Source organism: Kitasatospora sp. NPDC093806, assembly GCF_040683335.1.
Lineage (GTDB): Bacteria > Actinomycetota > Actinomycetes > Streptomycetales > Streptomycetaceae > Kitasatospora.
This window is the reverse complement of sequence record NZ_JBFBDO010000003.1, coordinates 154868-172834: the sequence shown is the minus strand read 5'-3', so window position 1 is coordinate 172834 and position 17967 is coordinate 154868. Positions and strand designations below refer to the sequence as shown.

General features: G+C 73.9%; 22 protein-coding genes. 8 read left to right on the top strand and 14 right to left on the bottom strand.

All coding sequences use genetic code 11. The features are described 5' to 3' along the window. Positions 1-124: 124 nt before the first annotated feature. The 5 genes from AB0N76_RS04350 to AB0N76_RS04330 all read left to right on the top strand — a co-directional run bounded on the left by AB0N76_RS04350 (position 125) and on the right by AB0N76_RS04330 (position 4679). The gene (locus AB0N76_RS04350; protein WP_363553052.1) at positions 125-1687 is read left to right on the top strand and encodes a TldD/PmbA family protein; all 1563 of its coding nucleotides are present in this window, start codon (positions 125-127) and stop codon (positions 1685-1687) included. Continuing rightward, the gene (locus AB0N76_RS04345) at positions 1687-3090 is read left to right on the top strand and encodes a metallopeptidase TldD-related protein (RefSeq protein WP_363552998.1); all 1404 of its coding nucleotides are present in this window, start codon (positions 1687-1689) and stop codon (positions 3088-3090) included. The genes AB0N76_RS04350 and AB0N76_RS04345 overlap by 1 nt, the downstream gene beginning before the upstream one ends. Positions 3091-3117: 27 nt before the next feature. Continuing rightward, a complete protein-coding gene (locus AB0N76_RS04340; protein WP_363552996.1) occupies positions 3118-3663 on the top strand; it encodes an RNA 2'-phosphotransferase in 546 nt (181 codons plus the stop codon). A gap of 106 nt (positions 3664-3769) precedes the next feature. Next, positions 3770-4183 (top strand): DUF3099 domain-containing protein, encoded by a 414-nt coding sequence (locus AB0N76_RS04335; protein WP_363552994.1) that lies wholly within the window; start codon positions 3770-3772, stop codon positions 4181-4183. 262 nt (positions 4184-4445) lie between these two features. Further along, entirely contained in the window at positions 4446-4679 is a 234-nt protein-coding gene (locus tag AB0N76_RS04330) for a hypothetical protein (protein ID WP_363552992.1), read from the top strand. 43 nt (positions 4680-4722) lie between these two features. Here AB0N76_RS04330 and moaA read toward each other — a convergent pair whose 3' ends face one another. The 4 genes from moaA to AB0N76_RS04310 all read right to left on the bottom strand — a co-directional run bounded on the left by moaA (position 4723) and on the right by AB0N76_RS04310 (position 9103). Next, on the bottom strand, positions 4723-5712 hold the full coding sequence (gene moaA, locus AB0N76_RS04325) for a GTP 3',8-cyclase MoaA (RefSeq protein ID WP_363552990.1): 990 nt from the start codon (positions 5710-5712) through the stop codon (positions 4723-4725). A 99-nt stretch (positions 5713-5811) separates the two neighbouring features. Further along, positions 5812-7422, bottom strand: a complete 1611-nt coding sequence (locus AB0N76_RS04320) for a cation acetate symporter (protein WP_363552988.1) — start codon at positions 7420-7422, stop codon at positions 5812-5814. Continuing rightward, positions 7419-7778: a DUF485 domain-containing protein gene (locus tag AB0N76_RS04315; RefSeq protein WP_363552986.1), complete on the bottom strand. Its 360-nt coding sequence runs from the start codon at positions 7776-7778 to the stop codon at positions 7419-7421. The genes AB0N76_RS04320 and AB0N76_RS04315 overlap by 4 nt, the downstream gene beginning before the upstream one ends. Positions 7779-8059: 281 nt before the next feature. Continuing rightward, the gene (locus AB0N76_RS04310; protein ID WP_363552984.1) at positions 8060-9103 is read right to left on the bottom strand and encodes a zinc-dependent alcohol dehydrogenase family protein; all 1044 of its coding nucleotides are present in this window, start codon (positions 9101-9103) and stop codon (positions 8060-8062) included. Between the two features lie 190 nt (positions 9104-9293). Here AB0N76_RS04310 and AB0N76_RS04305 point away from each other — a divergent pair, with 190 nt between their 5' ends. Both AB0N76_RS04305 and AB0N76_RS04300 read left to right on the top strand, forming a co-directional pair. Then, complete coding sequence (locus AB0N76_RS04305; RefSeq protein ID WP_363552982.1) at positions 9294-10292, top strand: DEDDh family exonuclease; 999 nt, start codon at positions 9294-9296, stop codon at positions 10290-10292. Between the two features lie 31 nt (positions 10293-10323). After that, positions 10324-11121, top strand: a complete 798-nt coding sequence (locus tag AB0N76_RS04300; RefSeq protein WP_363552980.1) for an SURF1 family protein — start codon at positions 10324-10326, stop codon at positions 11119-11121. Positions 11122-11158: 37 nt separating this feature from the next. On the opposite strand, the gene trxA is transcribed toward AB0N76_RS04300, so the two are convergent. From trxA to AB0N76_RS04285, 3 genes are all read right to left on the bottom strand, one after another. Next, positions 11159-11491 (bottom strand): thioredoxin, encoded by a 333-nt coding sequence (trxA, locus tag AB0N76_RS04295; protein WP_363552978.1) that lies wholly within the window; start codon positions 11489-11491, stop codon positions 11159-11161. Between the two features lie 3 nt (positions 11492-11494). Next, positions 11495-11932: a MerR family transcriptional regulator gene (locus AB0N76_RS04290; protein ID WP_363552976.1), complete on the bottom strand. Its 438-nt coding sequence runs from the start codon at positions 11930-11932 to the stop codon at positions 11495-11497. Between the two features lie 110 nt (positions 11933-12042). After that, positions 12043-12621 carry a hypothetical protein gene (locus AB0N76_RS04285; RefSeq protein WP_363552974.1) on the bottom strand — a complete coding sequence of 193 codons (579 nt, stop codon included), beginning with the start codon at positions 12619-12621 and terminating at the stop codon, positions 12043-12045. 165 nt (positions 12622-12786) lie between these two features. Between AB0N76_RS04285 and AB0N76_RS04280 the strand changes: the two genes are divergently transcribed. After that, the gene (locus tag AB0N76_RS04280) at positions 12787-13560 is read left to right on the top strand and encodes an SDR family oxidoreductase (protein ID WP_363552972.1); all 774 of its coding nucleotides are present in this window, start codon (positions 12787-12789) and stop codon (positions 13558-13560) included. A 99-nt stretch (positions 13561-13659) separates the two neighbouring features. On the opposite strand, the gene AB0N76_RS04275 is transcribed toward AB0N76_RS04280, so the two are convergent. The 7 genes from AB0N76_RS04275 to AB0N76_RS04245 all read right to left on the bottom strand — a co-directional run bounded on the left by AB0N76_RS04275 (position 13660) and on the right by AB0N76_RS04245 (position 17722). After that, complete coding sequence (locus AB0N76_RS04275) at positions 13660-14301, bottom strand: alkaline shock response membrane anchor protein AmaP (protein WP_363552970.1); 642 nt, start codon at positions 14299-14301, stop codon at positions 13660-13662. After that, the gene (locus AB0N76_RS04270; protein WP_363552968.1) at positions 14298-14900 is read right to left on the bottom strand and encodes a DUF6286 domain-containing protein; all 603 of its coding nucleotides are present in this window, start codon (positions 14898-14900) and stop codon (positions 14298-14300) included. The genes AB0N76_RS04275 and AB0N76_RS04270 overlap by 4 nt, the downstream gene beginning before the upstream one ends. A gap of 259 nt (positions 14901-15159) precedes the next feature. After that, a complete protein-coding gene (locus AB0N76_RS04265) occupies positions 15160-15519 on the bottom strand; it encodes a hypothetical protein (RefSeq protein ID WP_363552966.1) in 360 nt (119 codons plus the stop codon). Further along, the gene (locus AB0N76_RS04260) at positions 15519-15710 is read right to left on the bottom strand and encodes a hypothetical protein (RefSeq protein WP_363552964.1); all 192 of its coding nucleotides are present in this window, start codon (positions 15708-15710) and stop codon (positions 15519-15521) included. The genes AB0N76_RS04265 and AB0N76_RS04260 overlap by 1 nt, the downstream gene beginning before the upstream one ends. Positions 15711-15738: 28 nt before the next feature. Next, the gene (locus AB0N76_RS04255; RefSeq protein ID WP_363552962.1) at positions 15739-16272 is read right to left on the bottom strand and encodes an Asp23/Gls24 family envelope stress response protein; all 534 of its coding nucleotides are present in this window, start codon (positions 16270-16272) and stop codon (positions 15739-15741) included. Positions 16273-16437: 165 nt separating this feature from the next. Beyond that, positions 16438-17244, bottom strand: a complete 807-nt coding sequence (locus AB0N76_RS04250; protein ID WP_363552960.1) for an enoyl-CoA hydratase/isomerase family protein — start codon at positions 17242-17244, stop codon at positions 16438-16440. A gap of 244 nt (positions 17245-17488) precedes the next feature. After that, the gene (locus AB0N76_RS04245) at positions 17489-17722 is read right to left on the bottom strand and encodes a helix-turn-helix domain-containing protein (RefSeq protein ID WP_030059940.1); all 234 of its coding nucleotides are present in this window, start codon (positions 17720-17722) and stop codon (positions 17489-17491) included. Positions 17723-17967: the final 245 nt, after the last annotated feature.

The following is a 17967-nucleotide window of genomic DNA, read 5'->3' as shown; positions in this document are numbered from 1 at the left end:
CACGGCGCGGGAAATGCGCTGGCCGAAACCCCTTGGCCGGGACATGATGCCGTGCGGGCACCCCTGTATCCGAACGGGGAGCCCGCACCGCCATCCCCCCGACCAGGGAGCCCGATTGCCTCCGCTGCCCCCGACCAGCACGCCCCCGACCAGCGGCGGCGGCGCCACCCGCGCCGTCGACCCGCTGTTCCTCGGCTACCCGCTGCACGCCCTCGCCGACGCCGCCCTCACCCGTGCCAAGGAGCTCGGTGCCGCGCACGCCGACTTCCGCCTGGAGCGGGTCCGCAGCGCCTCCTGGCGGCTGCGCGACGCCCGCCCGGCCGGCACCTCCGACAGCGTCCAGCTCGGCTTCGCCGTCCGGGTGCTGCTGGACGGCGCCTGGGGCTTCGCCGCCGGGGTGGACCTCACGCCGGCCGCCGCGGCCCGGGTGGCCGAGCAGGCCGTCGCGGTGGCCCGGCTGTCCGGCGGGATCAGCCGCGCGGCCGGGTCCGCCGAGCAGGTCGGGCTGGCCGCCGAGCCGGTGCACCGGGACGCCACCTGGGTCTCCGCCTACGAGGTGAACCCCTTCGAGGTGCCGGACGCCGAGAAGACGGCGCTGCTCGCCGACTGGAGCGCGCGGCTGCTGGCCGCCGAGGGCGTCTCGCACGTCCAGGCGACCCTGCTGACCGTCCAGGAGAACAAGTTCTACGCGGACACCGCGGGCACCGTCACCACCCAGCAGCGGATCCGGCTGCACCCGGTGCTGGAGGCCACCTCGGTGGACGAGCGCACCGGCGCCTTCGACTCGATGCGCACGCTGGCCCCGCCGGTCGGCCGCGGCTTCGAGTACCTGCGCGGCACCGGCTGGGACTGGGACGCCGAGCTGGCCGAGCTGCCCGTCCTGCTGGCCGAGAAGATGAAGGCCCCGAGCGTCCGGGCCGGCCGCTACGACCTGGTCATCGACCCGTCCAACCTGTGGCTGACCATCCACGAGTCGATCGGCCACGCCACCGAGCTGGACCGCGCGCTCGGCTACGAGGCCGCCTACGCCGGCACCTCCTTCGCCACCTTCGACCAGCTGGGCTCGCTCCGGTACGGCTCCGAGCTGATGCACGTCACCGGCGACCGCACCGCCGAGCACGGCCTGTCCACCGTCGGCTACGACGACGAGGGGGTGGCCGCGCAGTCCTGGGACCTGGTCAAGGACGGTGTCCTGGTCGGCTACCAGCTGGACCGGGCGATGGCGGAGTTGAAGGGCTTCGAGCGCTCCAACGGCTGCGCCTTCGCCGACTCCCCCGCGCACGTCCCGGTGCAGCGGATGGCGAACGTCTCGCTCCAGCCGGCCGCCGACGGTCCGTCCACCGAGGGCCTGTTCGCGGGCGTCGAGAACGGCCTGTACATCGTCGGCGACCGGTCCTGGTCGATCGACATGCAGCGGTACAACTTCCAGTTCACCGGGCAGCGCGCCTACGCCATCAAGAACGGCGAGCTCGCGGGCCAGGTCAAGGACTTCGCCTACCAGGCGACCACCACCGACTTCTGGGGCTCGATGGCGGCCGTCGGCGGCCCGCAGACCTATGTGCTCGGCGGCGCCTTCAACTGCGGCAAGGCGCAGCCCGGCCAGGTCGCCGCGGTCAGCCACGGCTGCCCGTCGGCGCTGTTCCGGAACGTCAACGTGCTCAACACCCAGCAGGAGGCGGGTCACTGATGACCGCGATGCAGCCCCACGAACTCGTCGAGCTGGCGCTCGGCCTCTCCTGCGCCGACGGCTGCGTGGTGATCGCCGACGAGGAGTCGACCGCCAACCTGCGCTGGGCCGGCAACGCGCTGACCACCAACGGCGTCACCCGGGGCCGCCGGCTGACCGTGATCGCCACGGTGGCCGGCGCCGAGGGCACCGCCTCCGGGGTGGTCTCCCGCGAGGCCGTCGTCCCGGACGAGGTGGCCGACCTGGTCCGGGCCGCCGAGGAGGCCGCCCGGGCGGCCGGTCCGGCCGAGGACGCCCAGCCGCTGGTCGCCGTCGCCGAGCAGCCGCCCGCGCCGGACTTCACCGCGCCGCCCGCCGAGACCTCGATCGCGGTCTTCGAGGAGTTCGCGCCGGCCCTCGGCCAGGCCTTCGCCCGGGCCGCCGCGCAGGGCGAGCTGCTGTACGGCTTCGCCCGGCACGAGCTCGTCACCAGCTACCTGGGCACCTCCACCGACCTGCGGCTGCGGCACGACCAGCCGACCGGGATGGTCGAGCTGAACGCCAAGACCGCCGACCTGTCCGGTTCGGCCTGGGTCGGCGCCGCCACCCGGGACTTCGCCGACGTGGACGTCACCGCCCTGCACGCCGAGGCGACCCGGCGGCTCGGCTGGGGCGCGAAGCGGATCGACCTGCCGGCCGGCCGCTACGAGACGCTGCTGCCGCCGTCCGCCGTCGCCGACCTCATGGTGTACCTGAGCTGGTCGGCCGGCGGCCGGGACGCCTTCGAGGGCAAGACCGTCTTCGCCAAGCCCGGCGGGGGGACCAGGATCGGCGACGAGCTCAGCGGCCTGCCGCTGACGCTGCGCTCCGACCCTCGCGAGCCCGGCCTGGAGGCCACGCCGTTCGTGCTGGCGCACGCGACCGAGGGCGACTCCTCGGTGTTCGACAACGGCCTGCCGCTGACCGGCACCGACTGGATCCGGGACGGCCGGCTGGCCTCGCTGGTCACCAGCCGCCACTCGGCCGGCCTGACCGGCCTGGCGCTGCGCCCGGCGATCGACAACCTGGTGCTGGAGACGGCCGACCAGGAGTCCGCGCCGACCCTGGACGAGATGATCGCCCGCACCGAGCGCGGCCTGCTGCTCACCTGCCTCTGGTACATCCGCGAGGTGGACCCGGCGACGCTGCTGCTGACCGGCCTCACCCGGGACGGCGTCTACCTGGTGGAGAACGGCGAGGTGGTCGGGGCGGTCAACAACTTCCGCTTCAACGAGTCGCCGGTGGAGCTGCTCGGCCGGATCACCGAGGTGGGCCGCACCGAGCGCTGCCTGCCGCGCGAGTGGAGCGACTGGTTCACCCGGACGGCGATGCCGCCGGTGCGGGTCGAGGGCTTCAACATGAGCTCGGTCAGCCAGGCGTCGTAGTACGACGGAGGGGGAGGATCGGGAGACGTGGACGAGAAGCGCACGGTCAAGGTCAGCAAGATGCTGGCGCGCGTCCTGCGGCACGACCCGGGCCGGGTCGGGGTGACGCTGGACGCGGCCGGCTGGGTCCGGGTGGACGTCCTGCTGGCCGCGCTGGCGGCGAAGGGCGGCCGGCTGACCCGGGCCGAGCTGGACCACGTGGTGGCGACCAACAACAAGCGCCGCTTCGCCTACTCGGCGGACGGCCTCTCGATCCGGGCCAGTCAGGGCCACACGGTGGCGGTCGACCTCGGTCTGGCCGCCACCGAGCCCCCGGCGGTGCTGTTCCACGGCACCGCCACCCGGAACCTGGACGCGATCTTCCGGGAGGGCCTGCGCCCGATGGCCCGGCAGGACGTCCACCTGTCCGCGGACACCGGGACGGCCGAGCGGGTCGGCGCCCGGCACGGCCGCCCGGTGGTGCTGACCGTGGCCGCGGCCGCGATGGCGGCGGCGGGGCACGAGTTCCGGGTGAGCGACAACGGGGTCTGGCTGACCGACGCGGTGCCGCCGGAGTACCTCTCGCAGGGGTGAAAGCCCGTGTCCGCCCCGCCCCGGTCTCGTCGCCGGTTTCCTTCCGGCGTACCGTGAGGAGGCCGCGCGGCGAGGCGCGCGGGTGCGTGGACGAGGGCGGTAGGACATGGGCAAGAGCGCCGGCGGTGGACAGGTCCACCGGATCACGGGGGCACGCAGCAGCCTCACCGAGGACGTCCGGGGACGGCAGCGCCGCTATGTGGCCTCGATGCTGCTGCGGACGGTCTGCGTGCTGCTCGCGGTGGTGCTGTGGGACGTCCAGCGGTGGCTGGCGTTCGCCGCGCTGGCGGGCGCGGTGCTGCTGCCGTACTTCGCGGTGCTGATCGCCAACGCGGGCCGGGAGCGGGCTCCGGGCCTGCCGTCGACCTTCGATGTGCCGCCCGAGACGCCGCTGATGCTCGGCCCCGGCGGGACCGGCGGCGGGGGCCGCGGCGCCGGGTCAGGCACCGGGGCGGATGTGACGCACGGTACCGATGTGGCGGACCGTGTGCCCACCGATTCTTCACAGGCTCAGAGCTGACTGTCCGTTCTGCCCTGCTTTCCACCCTTTACCTGGGTGGAAAGCTCAAAAGAACCTCAGATTAATCATGCAAGACCTCCCCATACGCGGGTCCGACCGTGACATACTGCGTACGCGCTCCGCATCCCCCGTCGGAGCGACGGACCGACGCCGGGCGGCTCCCCCCGTGGCTGCCCGGCGTCGCCATGTCCTTTTCCGGGGCGTTCCGAACGCGTGACAGACTGGCGTGACAAACCCGCCGGCCACCCCGAGGACGACCCCGATGCTGCTGCCCGACGCCCCCCAGCCGCAGACCCCGATCTGCTCCGCCAAGGGCTGCCGGGCCGACGCCGCCTGGGTGCTGGTCTGGAACAACCCGAAGCTGCACACCCCGGACCGCCGCAAGACCTGGCTGGCCTGCCCGGAGCACCGCGAGCACCTCTCCCAGTTCCTGAGCGTGCGCGGCTTCCTCAAGGAGGTCGTCGACTTCGCCGACTGGACCCCCGAGGAGTCCTGAGCCCCCAGGCCCTGACCGCCTGACCGCCTGACCGCCCGGCCGCCTAGCCGCCGATCGCGGACATCGGCCGGGTGGGCTGGTGGAAGTCCGGGTCGTCGATGCCCGCGCCGGCCTTCTTGCCCCACATCGCCGCCCGCCAGAGCGCGCCCAGCTCGGCGTCGTCGGCGCCGGAGCGCAGCGCGGTGCGCAGGTCGGTCTCGCCGGTGGCGAACAGGCAGTCGCGGATCTGGCCGTCGGCGGTCAGCCGGGTGCGGTCGCAGGCGCGGCAGAACGGGCGGGTCACCGAGGCGATCACGCCGACCCGGGCCGGGCCGCCGTCCACCAGCCAGCGCTCGGCGGGCGCGGCGCCGCGGCGGGCGGAGGACTCGGGGGTGAGCGTGAAGCGGGCGGCCAGCCGGTCCAGGATCTCCTCGGCGGTGACCATCGCGGAGCGGTCCCAGCCGTGCTGGGCGTCCAGCGGCATCTGCTCGATGAACCGCAGCTCGTAGCCGCGCTCCAGGCACCAGCCGAGCAGGTCGGGCGCCTCGTGCTCGTTGACCCCGCGCATCAGCACCGCGTTGAGCTTGACCGGGGTCAGCCCGGCGGCCTCGGCGGCGGCCAGCCCGTCCAGCACGTCCTGGTGGCGGCGGCGCCGGGTGAGGGTGTGGAAGGTGTCCGGGTCCAGGGTGTCGAGCGAGACGTTGACCCGGTCCAGGCCGGCCGCGCGCAGCGCCGCGGCGGTCCGCGCGAGGCCGATGCCGTTGGTGGTGAGCGAGAGCTCGGGGCGCGGGTCGAGGGCGGCGCAGGCGGCGACTATGCCGACCAGTCCGGGGCGTAGCAGCGGCTCGCCGCCGGTGAAGCGGACCTCCTGGACGCCGAGGTCGCGCACGGCGACGGTGACCAGCCGGACGATCTCCTCGTCGGTGAGCAGCTCGGGCTTGGCCAGCCACTGCAGGCCCTCCTCGGGCATGCAGTAGGTGCAGCGCAGGTTGCACCGGTCGGTGAGGGAGACCCGCAGGTCGACGGCGCGGCGGCCGAAGGTGTCGAGCAGCACGGCGGTCCCTTCCCGAGTGTGGCGGCGCCTGGAAAGCCGCCGGCCCGGCCGCCGTGACGAACGGGGCCGGGCCGGGCCAGCTTAGTCATCACCCGACGGTCAGTGGGCGCCCAGTCCGGTCAGCGAGCGGACCTCCAGTTCAGCGTACTTCGCCGGGTCGGCCCGCTCACGGGAGAGCAGGGTGCCGATCCAGCCCGCCAGGAAGCCGACCGGGATGGAGACCAGGCCCGGGTTCTCCAGTGGGAACCAGTGGAAGTCGGAGTGCGGGAAGAGCGAGTTCTTCCCGCCCGAGACGACCGGGGAGAAGAACACCAGCACCACCGAGGTGACCAGTCCGGCGTAGACGGAGCTGACCGCGCCGGCGGTGTTGAACCGCTTCCAGAAGAGTGAGAAGAGCAGGGTGGGCAGGTTGGCCGAGGCGGCCACCGCGAAGGCCAGCGCGACCAGGGCGGCGGTGTTGAGCTTGTCGGCGAACAGGCTGAGCGCGATCGCCACCGCGCCGATCCCGGCGGCGGCCCACTTGGCGACGTACACCTCCTGGCGCTCGGAGACCTTGCCGCGCCGGATGACGTTGGCGTAGAGGTCATGGGCGAAGGAGGCCGAGGAGGCGAGGGTGAGCCCGGCGACCACGGCGAGGATGGTGGCGAAGGCGACCGCGGAGATCACCGCGAGCAGGATCGCGCCGCCGGTGGTGCCCGCGCCGCCGCCCAGGTTCTCGGCGAGCAGCGGGGCCGCGGTGTTGCCCGCCGCGTTGGAGGCCTTGATGGTCTTCGGGCCGACCAGCGCGGCGGCGCCGAAGCCGAGTGCCAGGGTCATCAAGTAGAAGCCGCCGATGATGCCGATCGCCCAGAGCACGGACTTCCGGGCGGCCTTGGCGGTGGGCACGGTGTAGAAGCGGACCAGGATGTGCGGCAGGCCGGCGGTGCCCAGGACGAGGGCGAGGCCGAGGCTGAGGAAGTCGAGCTTGCTGGTGCCGGTGGCCCCGTACTTCAGCCCCGGCTCCAGGAAGGCGTTGGCCTTGCCGCTGGCCTCGGCGGCGGCGCCGAGCAGGCTGGAGATGTTGAAGTGGTACTTGGCCAGTACCAGGACGGTCATCAGCGCGGTGCCTGCGATCAGCAGCACGGCCTTGACGATCTGCACCCAGGTGGTGCCCTTCATACCCCCTATGGCGACGTAGAGGACCATCAGCGCGCCCACCGCGACGATGGTCCAGCGCTTGGCGCCGTCGCCGCTCACCCCGAGGAGCAGGGCGACCAGACTGCCGGCGCCGACCATCTGGGCGAGCAGGTAGAAGATCGACACCACGATGGTGGAGATGCCGGCGGCGGTGCGCACCGGGCGCTGGCGCATCCGGAAGGCGAGCACGTCGGCCATGGTGTAGCGGCCGGAGTTGCGCAGCGGTTCGGCGACCAGCAGCAGGGCGACCAGCCAGGCGACCAGGAAGCCGATGGAGTAGAGGAAGCCGTCGTAGCCGAAGAGCGCGATGGCGCCGGCGATGCCGAGGAAGGACGCGGCGGACATGTAGTCGCCGCTGATCGCCAGGCCGTTCTGGAAGCCGGAGAAGCCGCGGCCGCCGGCGTAGAAGTCGGCGGCGTCCTTGGTCTGCCGGCCGGCCCAGATGGTGATGCCGAGGGTGGCGAGCACGAAGACCCCGAACAGGGTCATGGTGAGGCCGCGGTGGTCGGTGGCGGAACTCGCGAGCAGGTTCATTCGGCGGCCTCCCGGGGGGCGTGGACGACGGCGCCGCGCGCCTCGCGGATCGCGGCGGCGGGCGGGTCGAGCCGCCGGTCGGCGTAGCGCGCGTACCAGGCCGCGATGGCGAAGGTGGTGAGGAACTGGAGCAGTCCGAGGACCAGGGCGACGTTGATGTGCCCGACGACCCTGGTGCCCATCAGGCCCGGGGCGTAGCTGGAGAGCAGCACGTAGAGCAGGTACCAGAGCACGAAGCCGATGGTGACCGGGAACGCGAAGTTCCGGAACGAACGCCGGAGGGTGCGGAACTCAGCGCTCTCCTCGATGAGTTGGGTTTCGGTAGCGGTGGCGGTGGTGATCGGCGGCGATTCCACGCTGTCTCCTTCACTCCTTCGGCGGCATGACGCACCAGTGGAACGATCCGACGTGAGCGGCGTCACAGTCCGGATGCGCCGCGCAATGCTAGGAGGGTGTGGCGTACGCCGAAAGGGTTTGACCGTGACCAGCCAGACGTTCACCCCTTAGCAGTAACCGATTGGCCGAAAACCGTCAGTTCCGGGCAACGCGAAGGGGCGGCACCGGTTCCCCGGTGCCGCCCCTGGCGGTAGGTCAATCAGACAGTCGATCCGATCGCGTCAGAACACGTCGGGACGGGTCAGAACGCGATCCGGACCTTCAGCGCCGAGCGGTCGTCCATCGCGCGGTAGCCGTCCGGCACCCCGTCCAGGTCCACCGTACGGTCGAAGACCAGACCGGGCTCGATGGCGCCGGAGAGGACGTCCGGCAGCAGCTCGGGGATGTACGCGCGGGCCGGCGCGACACCGCCGTTGAGCGAAACGTTCCGGCCGAACATCTGGCCGATGTCGACGCCGGCGCTGCCGCCGTGCGGCACGCCCACGTAGCCGACCGCGCCGCCGTCCCGGGCGATCGAGACCGCGGTGCGCATCGACTCCTCGGTGCCGACCGCCTCCAGCACGGCGTGCGCGCCCTGCCCGCCGGTCAGCTCCTTCACCGCCTCGATCGCGGCCTCGCCGCGCTCGGCGACCACGTCGGTCGCCCCGAACCGGCGGGCCAGGTCGGTCCGCGCGGTGTGCCGGCCGAGCGCGATGATCCGCCCGGCGCCCAGCCGGTGCGCGGCCAGCACGCCGCACAGGCCGACCGCGCCGTCGCCGACCACGGCGACCGTGGAGCCGGGCCGGACCCGCGCCGAGACGGCCGCGTGGTGCCCGGTCGCCATCACGTCGGAGAGCGCCAGCAGGCCCGGCAGCAGCTTCTCGTCGCCCTGCGCCTCCTTGGGCAGCTTCACCAGGGTGCCGTCCGCGAACGGGACGCGGACCGCCTCGCCCTGCCCGCCGTCCGAGCCGACCTGCCCCCAGAAGCCGCCGTGCGGGCAGGAGGTCTGCAGGCCCTCGCGGCAGTACTCGCACACGCCGTCCGACCAGACGAACGGCGCCACCACCAGGTCGCCCACCTTGACGTCACGCACCTCGGCGCCGGTCTCCTCGACCACGCCGAGGAACTCGTGCCCGATCCGCTGCCCGGCGACCCGCGCGGCGACCCCGCGGTAGGCCCACAGGTCGCTGCCGCAGATGCAGGCGTTGACCACCCGCACCACCGCGTCGGTCGGCTGCTGGACGACCGGGTCCGGGACCTGCTCGATCCGGATGTCGTTGGGCCCGTGGATGACGGTGGCGCGCATGGGGGTTCGTCCTTCGCAGAGGCGCCCGCCGGGGGGTGTGCGGGCGGCCGGAAAACATTCGACCAGGTGTACGACGAATCTGTGGCCCACTCTATTCCGGACCGTCCCGCCCAACATTCCGAGTGGCCTCCGCCACGACGGCGGCCGAACCGCCACCCCCCGTCACCGCCGGGCCTTATCCTGTTGGACCATGTACGCGATCCAACCCGAGACCCCCGGCGCAGCACCGCGGACCGCGCCCCTCCCGGCGCAGCGGTCCGCCGCCCCCGACGCCGGATTCGCGGTGGTGGACGTCGAGACCACCGGCCTCGGCCGGACCGACCGCGTCATCTCGGCGGGCGTCTACCAGCTGGACGGCGACGGCCACGTCACCGACCACTGGTACACCCTGGTCAACCCGGAGCGCGACCCGGGCCCGGTCTGGATCCATGGCCTGACCAGCGAGCAGCTGGCCGGCGCGCCCACCTTCCCGGAGATCGCCGGCGAGTTCGCCGAGCGGCTGAGCGGCCGGGTGATGGTCGCCCACAACGCGCTCTTCGACTGGAACATGATCTCCCGCGAGTTCTCCCGGGCCGGCCTGCGCGCCCCGGTCGACCAGCGGATCTGCACCATGGTGCTGGCCCGCGACCTGCGGCTGCCGCTGCCCAACGGCAAGCTGTCCGCGCTCGCCGAGTACTTCGGCGTCCGCCAGCGCCAGGCGCACAACGCGCTGGACGACGCCCGGGTGCTCGCCGAGGCGTTCCGCCCCAGCCTGGAGCTGGCCCGCTCGGGGGGCGTCCCGCTGCCGCTGCAGGCCTGCCTGGCCGTCACCGACCTCGGCGAGGACGCGCCCGCCTCCGCCGCCCGCTCCTCCTGGACCGGCTCCTCCTACCGCCAGGCCAAGAAGCGCCCGCCTTGCCCGTACCCGAACCCCGGGCGCTGGGAGGACGGCAAGCCGCTGGTCCAGGGCATGCGGGTGGCGTTCACCGGCGACACCGCCACCGACCGCGAGCTGCTGGAGGACCGCACCGTCGAGGCCGGCCTGCACATCGCCGGCTCGGTGAGCCGGCTCACCAGCCTGCTGGTCACCAACGAGCCGGGCAGCTGGAGCGGCAAGGCCCGCAAGGCCCGCGAGGTCGGCACCCCGGTGGTCGGCGAGGACGCCTTCCTCCAGCTGCTGCGCGAGGTCGCCCCGCACCCCGGTGCGTGAGCCGGTTGTGAGTACGGCGTACCGTGCCCATGTGTACCGTTTTCTGCTCTCCCGGCACTGGCTGATCACCCTGCTGATCGCCCTGCTGCTGATCCCCACCACGATCCGGCTGGGGTTCTGGCAGCTGCACCGCCACGAGGCGCGGGTGGACCGCAACGAGCTGATCACCCAGTCGCTCGCCGCCCCGCCGGTGCCGTACGACACGCTGTCGGCCGAGCCCGGCTTCGCGGTCCCCAAGGACCTCACCTGGCGCGCCGTGACGGCCACCGGGCAGTACGACCCGGCGCACGAGTTCGTGGTCCGCAAGCGGACCGACTCCAGCGGGGACAAGATCGGCTACTTCGTGGTCACCCCGCTGGTGCTCGCCGACGGCAAGGGCAGCGTCCTGGTGAACCGCGGCTGGGTGCCCTCCGGCTCCTCCGCCGCCGAGTACCCGGCGGTCCCGGCGGTCCCGGCCGGCCAGGTCACCCTGACCGGCCGGCTGCGCGCCGACGAGGCCGCGTCCGGCAGCCTCAAGGACCGGGCCGGCCTGCCGGACGGGCAGTTCAACCTGATCAGCACCACCCAGCAGGGCAAGGAGACCGGCGCCGCCCTGCTCGGCGGCTACCTGGAGCTCACCGCCACCGAGCCGGCCCCGGCCGCCCAGCCCGAGCTGCTGCCCGAGCCCAACCACTCCGACATCGGCCCGCACATGGCGTACGCGATCCAGTGGTGGCTGTTCACCGCGATGATCCCGGTCGGGTTCCTGGTGATGGCCCGGCGCGAGGCCAGGGACCGCCGCAAGGAGGCCGCCGAGGCCGAGGTCGCGGCGGTCGCCGTCCCGGCCTGAGCCGGGCGGCCGCGGCACGTCGGCTACAACACGCCGGCTACAGCACGTCGTCCAGGTCGCGCAGCAGCCGGGCCTTGGCCCGGGCGCCGACCACCGACTTCACCGGCTCGCCGCCCCGGAACACCATCAGCGTCGGCATCGAGAGCACCCCGTACGCGGCCTGGGTCTCCGGGTTGCGGTCGACGTCCAGGCTGACCACGGTCAGCCGGTGCGCCTCCTCCCGGGCGAGCTCCGCCAGCACCGGCGCCATCTGCCGGCACGGCGGGCACCAGTCCGCCGTGAAGTCCACCAGGACGGGTCCCTCGGCGGCCAGCACCTCGGCGGCGAAGGACTCGTCCGTCACCGCCGCCACCCCTGCGATCTGCACCATGGTCTAGTTCTCCCCACTCTCGACTGCCGACTGCGCGGCCCATTCGCACTGCGGCGGCTCGCCGACGGCCCCGGCCGCCAGCGCGTCACGCTCCCGCTCGGCCCGGACGAACTGCTCGGACACCTGGGCGCGGACCTCCTGGAGCCGGGCGATGCACTCGTCCAGCTCGGAGAGCTTCTTCCGGTAGACCTCCAGCGAGGCCGGGCAGGAGTCGCCGTGCGGGTGGCCCGCCTGCAGGCACTCGACGAACGGCCTGGTCTCCTCCAGGCCGAAGCCGAAGTCCTGCAGGGTGCGGATCTGCCGCAGCAGCCGCAGGTCCTCCTCGCCGTAGGCGCGGTAGCCGTTGCCGGCCCGCCGGGCCGGGAGCAGCCCGAGCTGCTCGTAGTACCGCAGTGCCCGGGTGGTCGTGCCCGCCCGCTCCGCCAGTTCACCGATCCGCATGTCCGGCCCCTGCCCTTCCGGCAGCCGTTCGGACGCCGCCGGGAACGACGGTAGACCTTGACGCGGGCGTCAATGCCAGCGGTGCCGGGCGCCCGTGCCGTGCCGGTGCCTCAGTGCTGCTGGGTGTTGTAGAAGCCGATCAGCACCGCGCCCCACCAGCCGGCCTGCGAGACCAGGGCCGAACCGGCGCCGCGGGCCAGCAGCCGGGCCGGCGGGCGCCGCTCCCCGTACGCCGCCAGCCGACGGTGCAGGGTGGTCGCGTACACCCCGTTGAGGGCGATCAACAGCACCAGGAAGAGCTTGAGCTGGGTCAGTCCGGCGTCCAGCCGCGGCTCCAGCAGCACCCCGCTCAGGGTCAGCCCGGCCAGCCCGCCCCAGACCGGCACGTGCAGCGGCGCGGTGAAGTCGACCACCTCGCGCAGCGTGCGGCGGCCGAGCACCCAGAGCAGCCCGTAGTAGTCGATCGCCAGCACCGCGCCGAACCCGACCACCAGCGCCGCCAGGTGCGCGAACAGCGCCACCGTGTGCAGCGCCGGGTCGGAGTGCAGGTGCCCGGCGGTCCAGGCGCTGGCCCCCCAGAGCAGGCAAACGGCGGCGACGGCCCCGGCGACCCGCATTCTTCGCTGCGCGTCGTCCGGCGCGTCCACGGCTCCCCCCGGGGCCTGGACGGTCGGCTGGAATTCGGGCATGACGACTCCGGGGACGAGGGGATGGTGGATGCGGAAAGCAAGGGTAGGTTTCCCTAACTTTTGTATCGCCGTCAACTTTCAGCCGGTCATCGTCATGATTCGGCCACTGACCATCCCGGCGTCCCCACTACCTCCTCCCCCCTCCCACCCGGCAGGATGACCACCATGGATCTTGGACTGCAGAACAAGGTGTACGTGGTCACCGGCGCGACCCGGGGCCTGGGCCTCGCGACCGCCCGCGAACTCGCCGCCGACGGCGCCCGGGTGCTGGTCAGCGGCCGGAGCAAGGAGTCCGTCGACGCCGCCGTGGCCGAACTCGCGGCCCTCGCCGACGGCGCCGGGGCGGTGCACGGCCTGGTGGCCGACAACGCCGACCCGGCCACCGCCGCCCGGCTGGTCGAGGTGGCCGTCGAGCGCTTCGGCCGACTGGACGGCGTCCTGATCAGCGTCGGCGGACCGCAGGCCGGCCCGGTCTCCACCGCCCCCGAGCAGGCCTGGCGGGACGCCTTCGAGTCGGTCTTCCTCGGCGCCCTGCGGATCGCCCGCACCGCCGCCGAGACGCTCGGCGAGGGCGGGGTGATCGGCTTCGTGCTGTCCGGCTCGGTCCGCCAGCCGATCGGCGGCCTCGGCATCTCCAACGGCCTGCGTCCCGGCCTGGCGATGGCCGCCAAGTCGCTCGCCGACGAGCTCGGCCCGCGCGGCATCCGGGTGGTCGGCCTGCTCCCGGCCCGGATCGACACCGACCGGGTGCGCGAGCTCGACGCGCTCGGCGGCGACCCGGACGCCGCCCGGGCCCGGAACAGCGCCGGCATCCCGCTCGGCCGCTACGGCACGCCCGAGGAGTTCGGCAAGGTCGCCGCCTTCCTGCTCTCCCCCGCCGCCTCCTACCTCACCGGCGTGATGGTCCCGGTCGACGGCGGCGCCCTGCGCGGCCTCTGACGCCCCACCCGCCCCACCCGCCCCGGTCGGCCTGGTCGGCCACCCGTCCGGCGTACGGAGGCACCCGCCCGGCGCACGGCCGGCGGGTGCGCCCGGGGCTCACACCACGCGCGGGTGCTTGCGCCGGCCGCGCTGCCGTCCGGTGACCTCCGGCCGGGCCGCGACCACCCGGATCCGCAGGTCGGCGGGCAGCTCCGGCAACCCCAGGCTGGCCCGCGCCCCGGTGCGCGGGCCGGTCTCGAAGTGCTGGGCGAGCGCGTCCGGATCACCCCCCGGGGTCATCCGGACGGCCGCCCGCAGGCGCGGGTGCCGGGGCCCGCGGACCAGCCGCACCCCCACCCGCTCCACCTCGGGGAGCGCCACCGTGCCGGTCTCCACCGCCTCCTCCAGCGCCCTCGCGCGCAGCCGCAGCCGCAGCCCCGGCACCCCGGGCGTCGGTACCGCGACGGTCGTCGGCCCGCTCCGGCGCAGCTGAACCACCAGCCACCAGGCGGTGGCCACGACCAGCACCGCCAGCCCGGCGATCACCGTCGGCCACCACCACGCCTGGGCCACCCACCGGGTCCGCGAACGCCCGCTGACCACCGGCTGATCGGGCGAGGTGAGCGGCCACCAGTCCGGCGGATCGGCCCCCAGCCGCCGGTACAGGTCGAGGCCGCCGGCCAGCACCAGCACCCCGGCCACCAGCAGCACCGCGCCGACCACACCGAGCAGCACCCGGTTGACGCCCGTCCGGCTCACTCCCCGCCACCACCCTCCGCGGGCCGCTCCGCCCGCTGCTCCACCGGCCGGCCGCGCCGGCCCCCGGACCGCACGTCCAGCCGCGGCGGCCGGGCCAGCGCGAGCGCCGCCAGCTCCTCGCGCAACTGCCGCTGCACGGTGGCCGGTTCGGCCGCTCCGGTGAACGCGATCCGCACCCGGCGCCGGTTGATCCGCACCTTCAGGTGGTCGACCCCCGGCAGTGCGGCCGCCCGGTCGGCCAGCAGCGCGGCCACGCCGGACCGGTCGATGACGGCGGCGGTCGCGCCGTGCGGGCGCAGCGGCAGCCAGCGGCGCAGACCGGGGGCGAAGGCGAGGGCGAGCAGCCAGCCGCCGACCAGGGTGGCCGCGCCCGCGCCGAGCAGCACCGCGAGGTCGTCCAGGTGCCGGGTGGCCAGCTGGTCGGCGATCTCCGCGCGCCAGCGCCGGGCCGGGTGCCCGGTCCGGACGGCGATCACGTCGTAGAGCAGCGCCCCGGCCGCCACCAGCAGCACGGTCGCGACCACGGCGGCCGCGGCGGTGCGGGGCGCCCGCGGCCGCGGCACCTTCAGGGCGGCGTCCGGCGGCGTCCCACCGCTCACGACCGCCCCTCCGCCCCGGGCGCCCGACGGCGCGCGACCCGTGGTGCGGTGCCCGGCCCGCTCACGGGCGGCGGGCTCGCGGCGGGCCGGGCGGTCATCCAGCAGCCACCGTGACAGGCCACCCCGGCGCCCCGCCCACCCCCGACCGGCCACCGCACCGCGCCCCGGTGCCCGCACCCGCCCCCACGCCCCATCACCACTCCCGTCACTCCCGCCACTCCCGCCCGCCAGCCGACCCGCGCACCCCCACCCCACCCGCTCACCCGGCCACCTCCGTCACCAGCCGCTCCACCACCACGACCACCTCCGCCACCCGGGTGCCGGTCAGCCCCCCGACCTGGGTGACGATCCGGTCGCGGACGGCCCGGGCCAGGGCGGCGAGGTCGGCGGGGAAGGGCAGGTCCACCGCGACCCGGACGGTGACCGGTGCGTTCGGCCCGGACGGCGCGGTGACCGAGACCGTCGGCGGTCCGCCCCGCTCGGCCCGCCCCAGCCAGGCCTCGGCGAGGGCCTCGCGGGCCGCCCGGGCGGCGATCCGGGCGTAGACCCGGTCGGCGATCCGCAGCCGGCCGCGCGCACCGGGTTCGCGGGTGGCGGGCGCCGGGGCGAGGGCCGCCATCAGCCCCGCCGGTCGCGGCTGCGCAGCAGGTCACCGAGCTCGCCGAGTTCGATGTCGCCCTCCAGCAGGCGCCCGACCACGAATCCGACCACCCCGAGCGCCGCCACCAGCAGGAAGGCCGCGAACCCGCCGAAGTAGCCGGCGAAGCCGAGGGCCATTCCCACCACCAGGCCGACGATGGCCAGGTTCATCCGTTCCACCTCGTCTTCGCCAGCAGGGTCACTTCAGCTTGGGCCGCTGCCCGGAGGAGGGGACTTCCTCTTCCTCCTCCTCGACGTCGGGCTCGTCGGGCAGGTGGACGTCGTTGACGGCGATGTTGACCTCGACGACTTCCAGCCCGGTCATCCGCTCGACCGCGTCGATGATGTTCTCCCGCACCTGGCGGGCGAGTTCGGGGATGACGACGCCGTACTCGACGACCAGCGCGATGTCGATGGCGGTCTGCTTCTCCCCCACCTCGGCCTTGATCCCGCGTCCGACGCTGCTGCGCCCGCCGGGGACCCGGTCGCGCATCGCGCCGAAGGTGCGGGCGAAGCCGGAGCCGAGCGCGTGGATGCCGCCGACCTCGCGGGCGGCCATCCCGGCGATCTTCTCGACCACGCCGACGGCCAGCGCGGTGCGGCCGCGGTCGCCGACCGCCTGGCCCCCTCCCGCGCTCCCGCCCACGCCCGCGGCCGGGGTCGGCGCGTGGGGCGCGGCGGCACCGGTCGAGGGGTTCTTGTGCATGGTGGCGGGCGTCGGAGTGTCAGGCATGGGCTCATCTCCCGTCGTGCGGCTCCAGCTATATCGCAAATCGCTCCAACTCTGGCATTCCGCCACGATTCCCGCCCCCGGAGCACCCCCGAACGCAACAAGGGCCCGGCTCCCGGGGTGATCCCCCCGGAGCCGGGCCCTCGTCGAGCCGGTCGACGATCCCGATCAGTCGCCGATGCCGGCCAGGTCGCGCAGTCGGCGGGCCTGGGCCACCCGCTCGGCCGCGCACTGCTCCTCGTAGTCGCGGCCGCCGGCGCCCCGCAGCAGCGCCTTGGTCTCGATGACGGCGTTGCGCGGCGCGGCGAGCAGCGCGGCGGCGAGGTCCCGGGCGGCGGCGTCGAGTTCGGCGGCCGGGACGGCGAGGTTGGCCAGGCCGATCGCGGTGGCCTCCTCGGCGCCGACCCAGCGGCCGGTGGCGCAGATCTCCAGGGCCCGCGCGTAGCCGACGAGCTCGGTGAGCGGCTTGGTGCCGGTGAGGTCGGGGACCAGGCCGAGCGAGGTCTCCTTCATCGCGAACTGGACGTCGTCGGCGACCACCCGCAGGTCGCAGCCGAGGGTGAGCTGGAAGCCGGCGCCGACCGCGTGGCCCTGGACGGCGGCGATGGTGACCAGGTCGGAGCGGCGCCACCAGCTGAAGGCCTCCTGGTACCCGGCGATGGTCTCGTCGAGCTCCTTGTCCCCGGCGGCGGCCAGCTGCAGGAAGCTGGGCTCGCCGGGGATGCCCTCGGGGGTGAACATCGCGCGGTCGAGACCGGCGGAGAAGGAGACGCCCTCGGCGCGCAGCAGGACCACCCGCACGGTGCCGGGCAGCTCGCGGCCGACGGCGGCGAGGGCACGCCACATCGCGGGCGACTGGGCGTTGCGCCGCTTGGGCTGACAGAGGGTGACGACGGCGAGCTCGCCGTCGATCTCCAGCCGGACGCCGTCCTGCTCCCGGTTCGGGGTCTGCGGATCGGTGGCGGGAGCGGTCATGCGGGCACCTCCGGTGGCACGAATGCTTGGCTACCGGAGAGTAACAAAACTGGCGACGCCACGGCAGGGGGCATCGGAAAACGATAGACGGCACCGGACGGGTGCCATGCGGCGGGGTCGCTCGCCGGCCGCTGACAATGACGATCGGCGGCCGGTTCGCCCGGGCCGGGGGCGGACGATCCTCAGTCGTCTCCCCGGTCGACGCCCTGCCGCCGAGTCATCCGTCCGGTGATTCGACGGAGCGTCAGGAACCAGCTCCAGCAGTAGCTTTGTTCTTGCCCCGCGTGGCACCGCCGCGGCCCCGGAGGATCACTCCGGACTCGCTCAGCATCCGGTGCACGAAGCCGTACGAGCGACCGGTCTCCTCCGCGAGAGCGCGAATGCTCGCCCCGGAGTCGTACTTCTTCTTGAGATCGGCCGCGAGCTTCTCACGCGCGGCACCGGTCACCCGGCTGCCCTTTTTCAGAGTCTCGGCCACCCGTGCCTCCTCGTAGCGTTGCTCGGTCAGATTCCCATGATCACCCATCCACCGCGTCCTGGCCACCCATTCGACAAGGTCCATGTCGGGAATGGGCGGTCCTTCGGTGGTGATCCGAGCGCACAAGGGCGCTCACTCAGAGTGCACGCCCCCGGGGCGCTTGGGCCGTTCGGCAAGAAATTGCTGATCAGCAGCGTGGGCCCGACCACGATCGAGTGGCGGGCCGACGGGAGCTCCTCAAACGG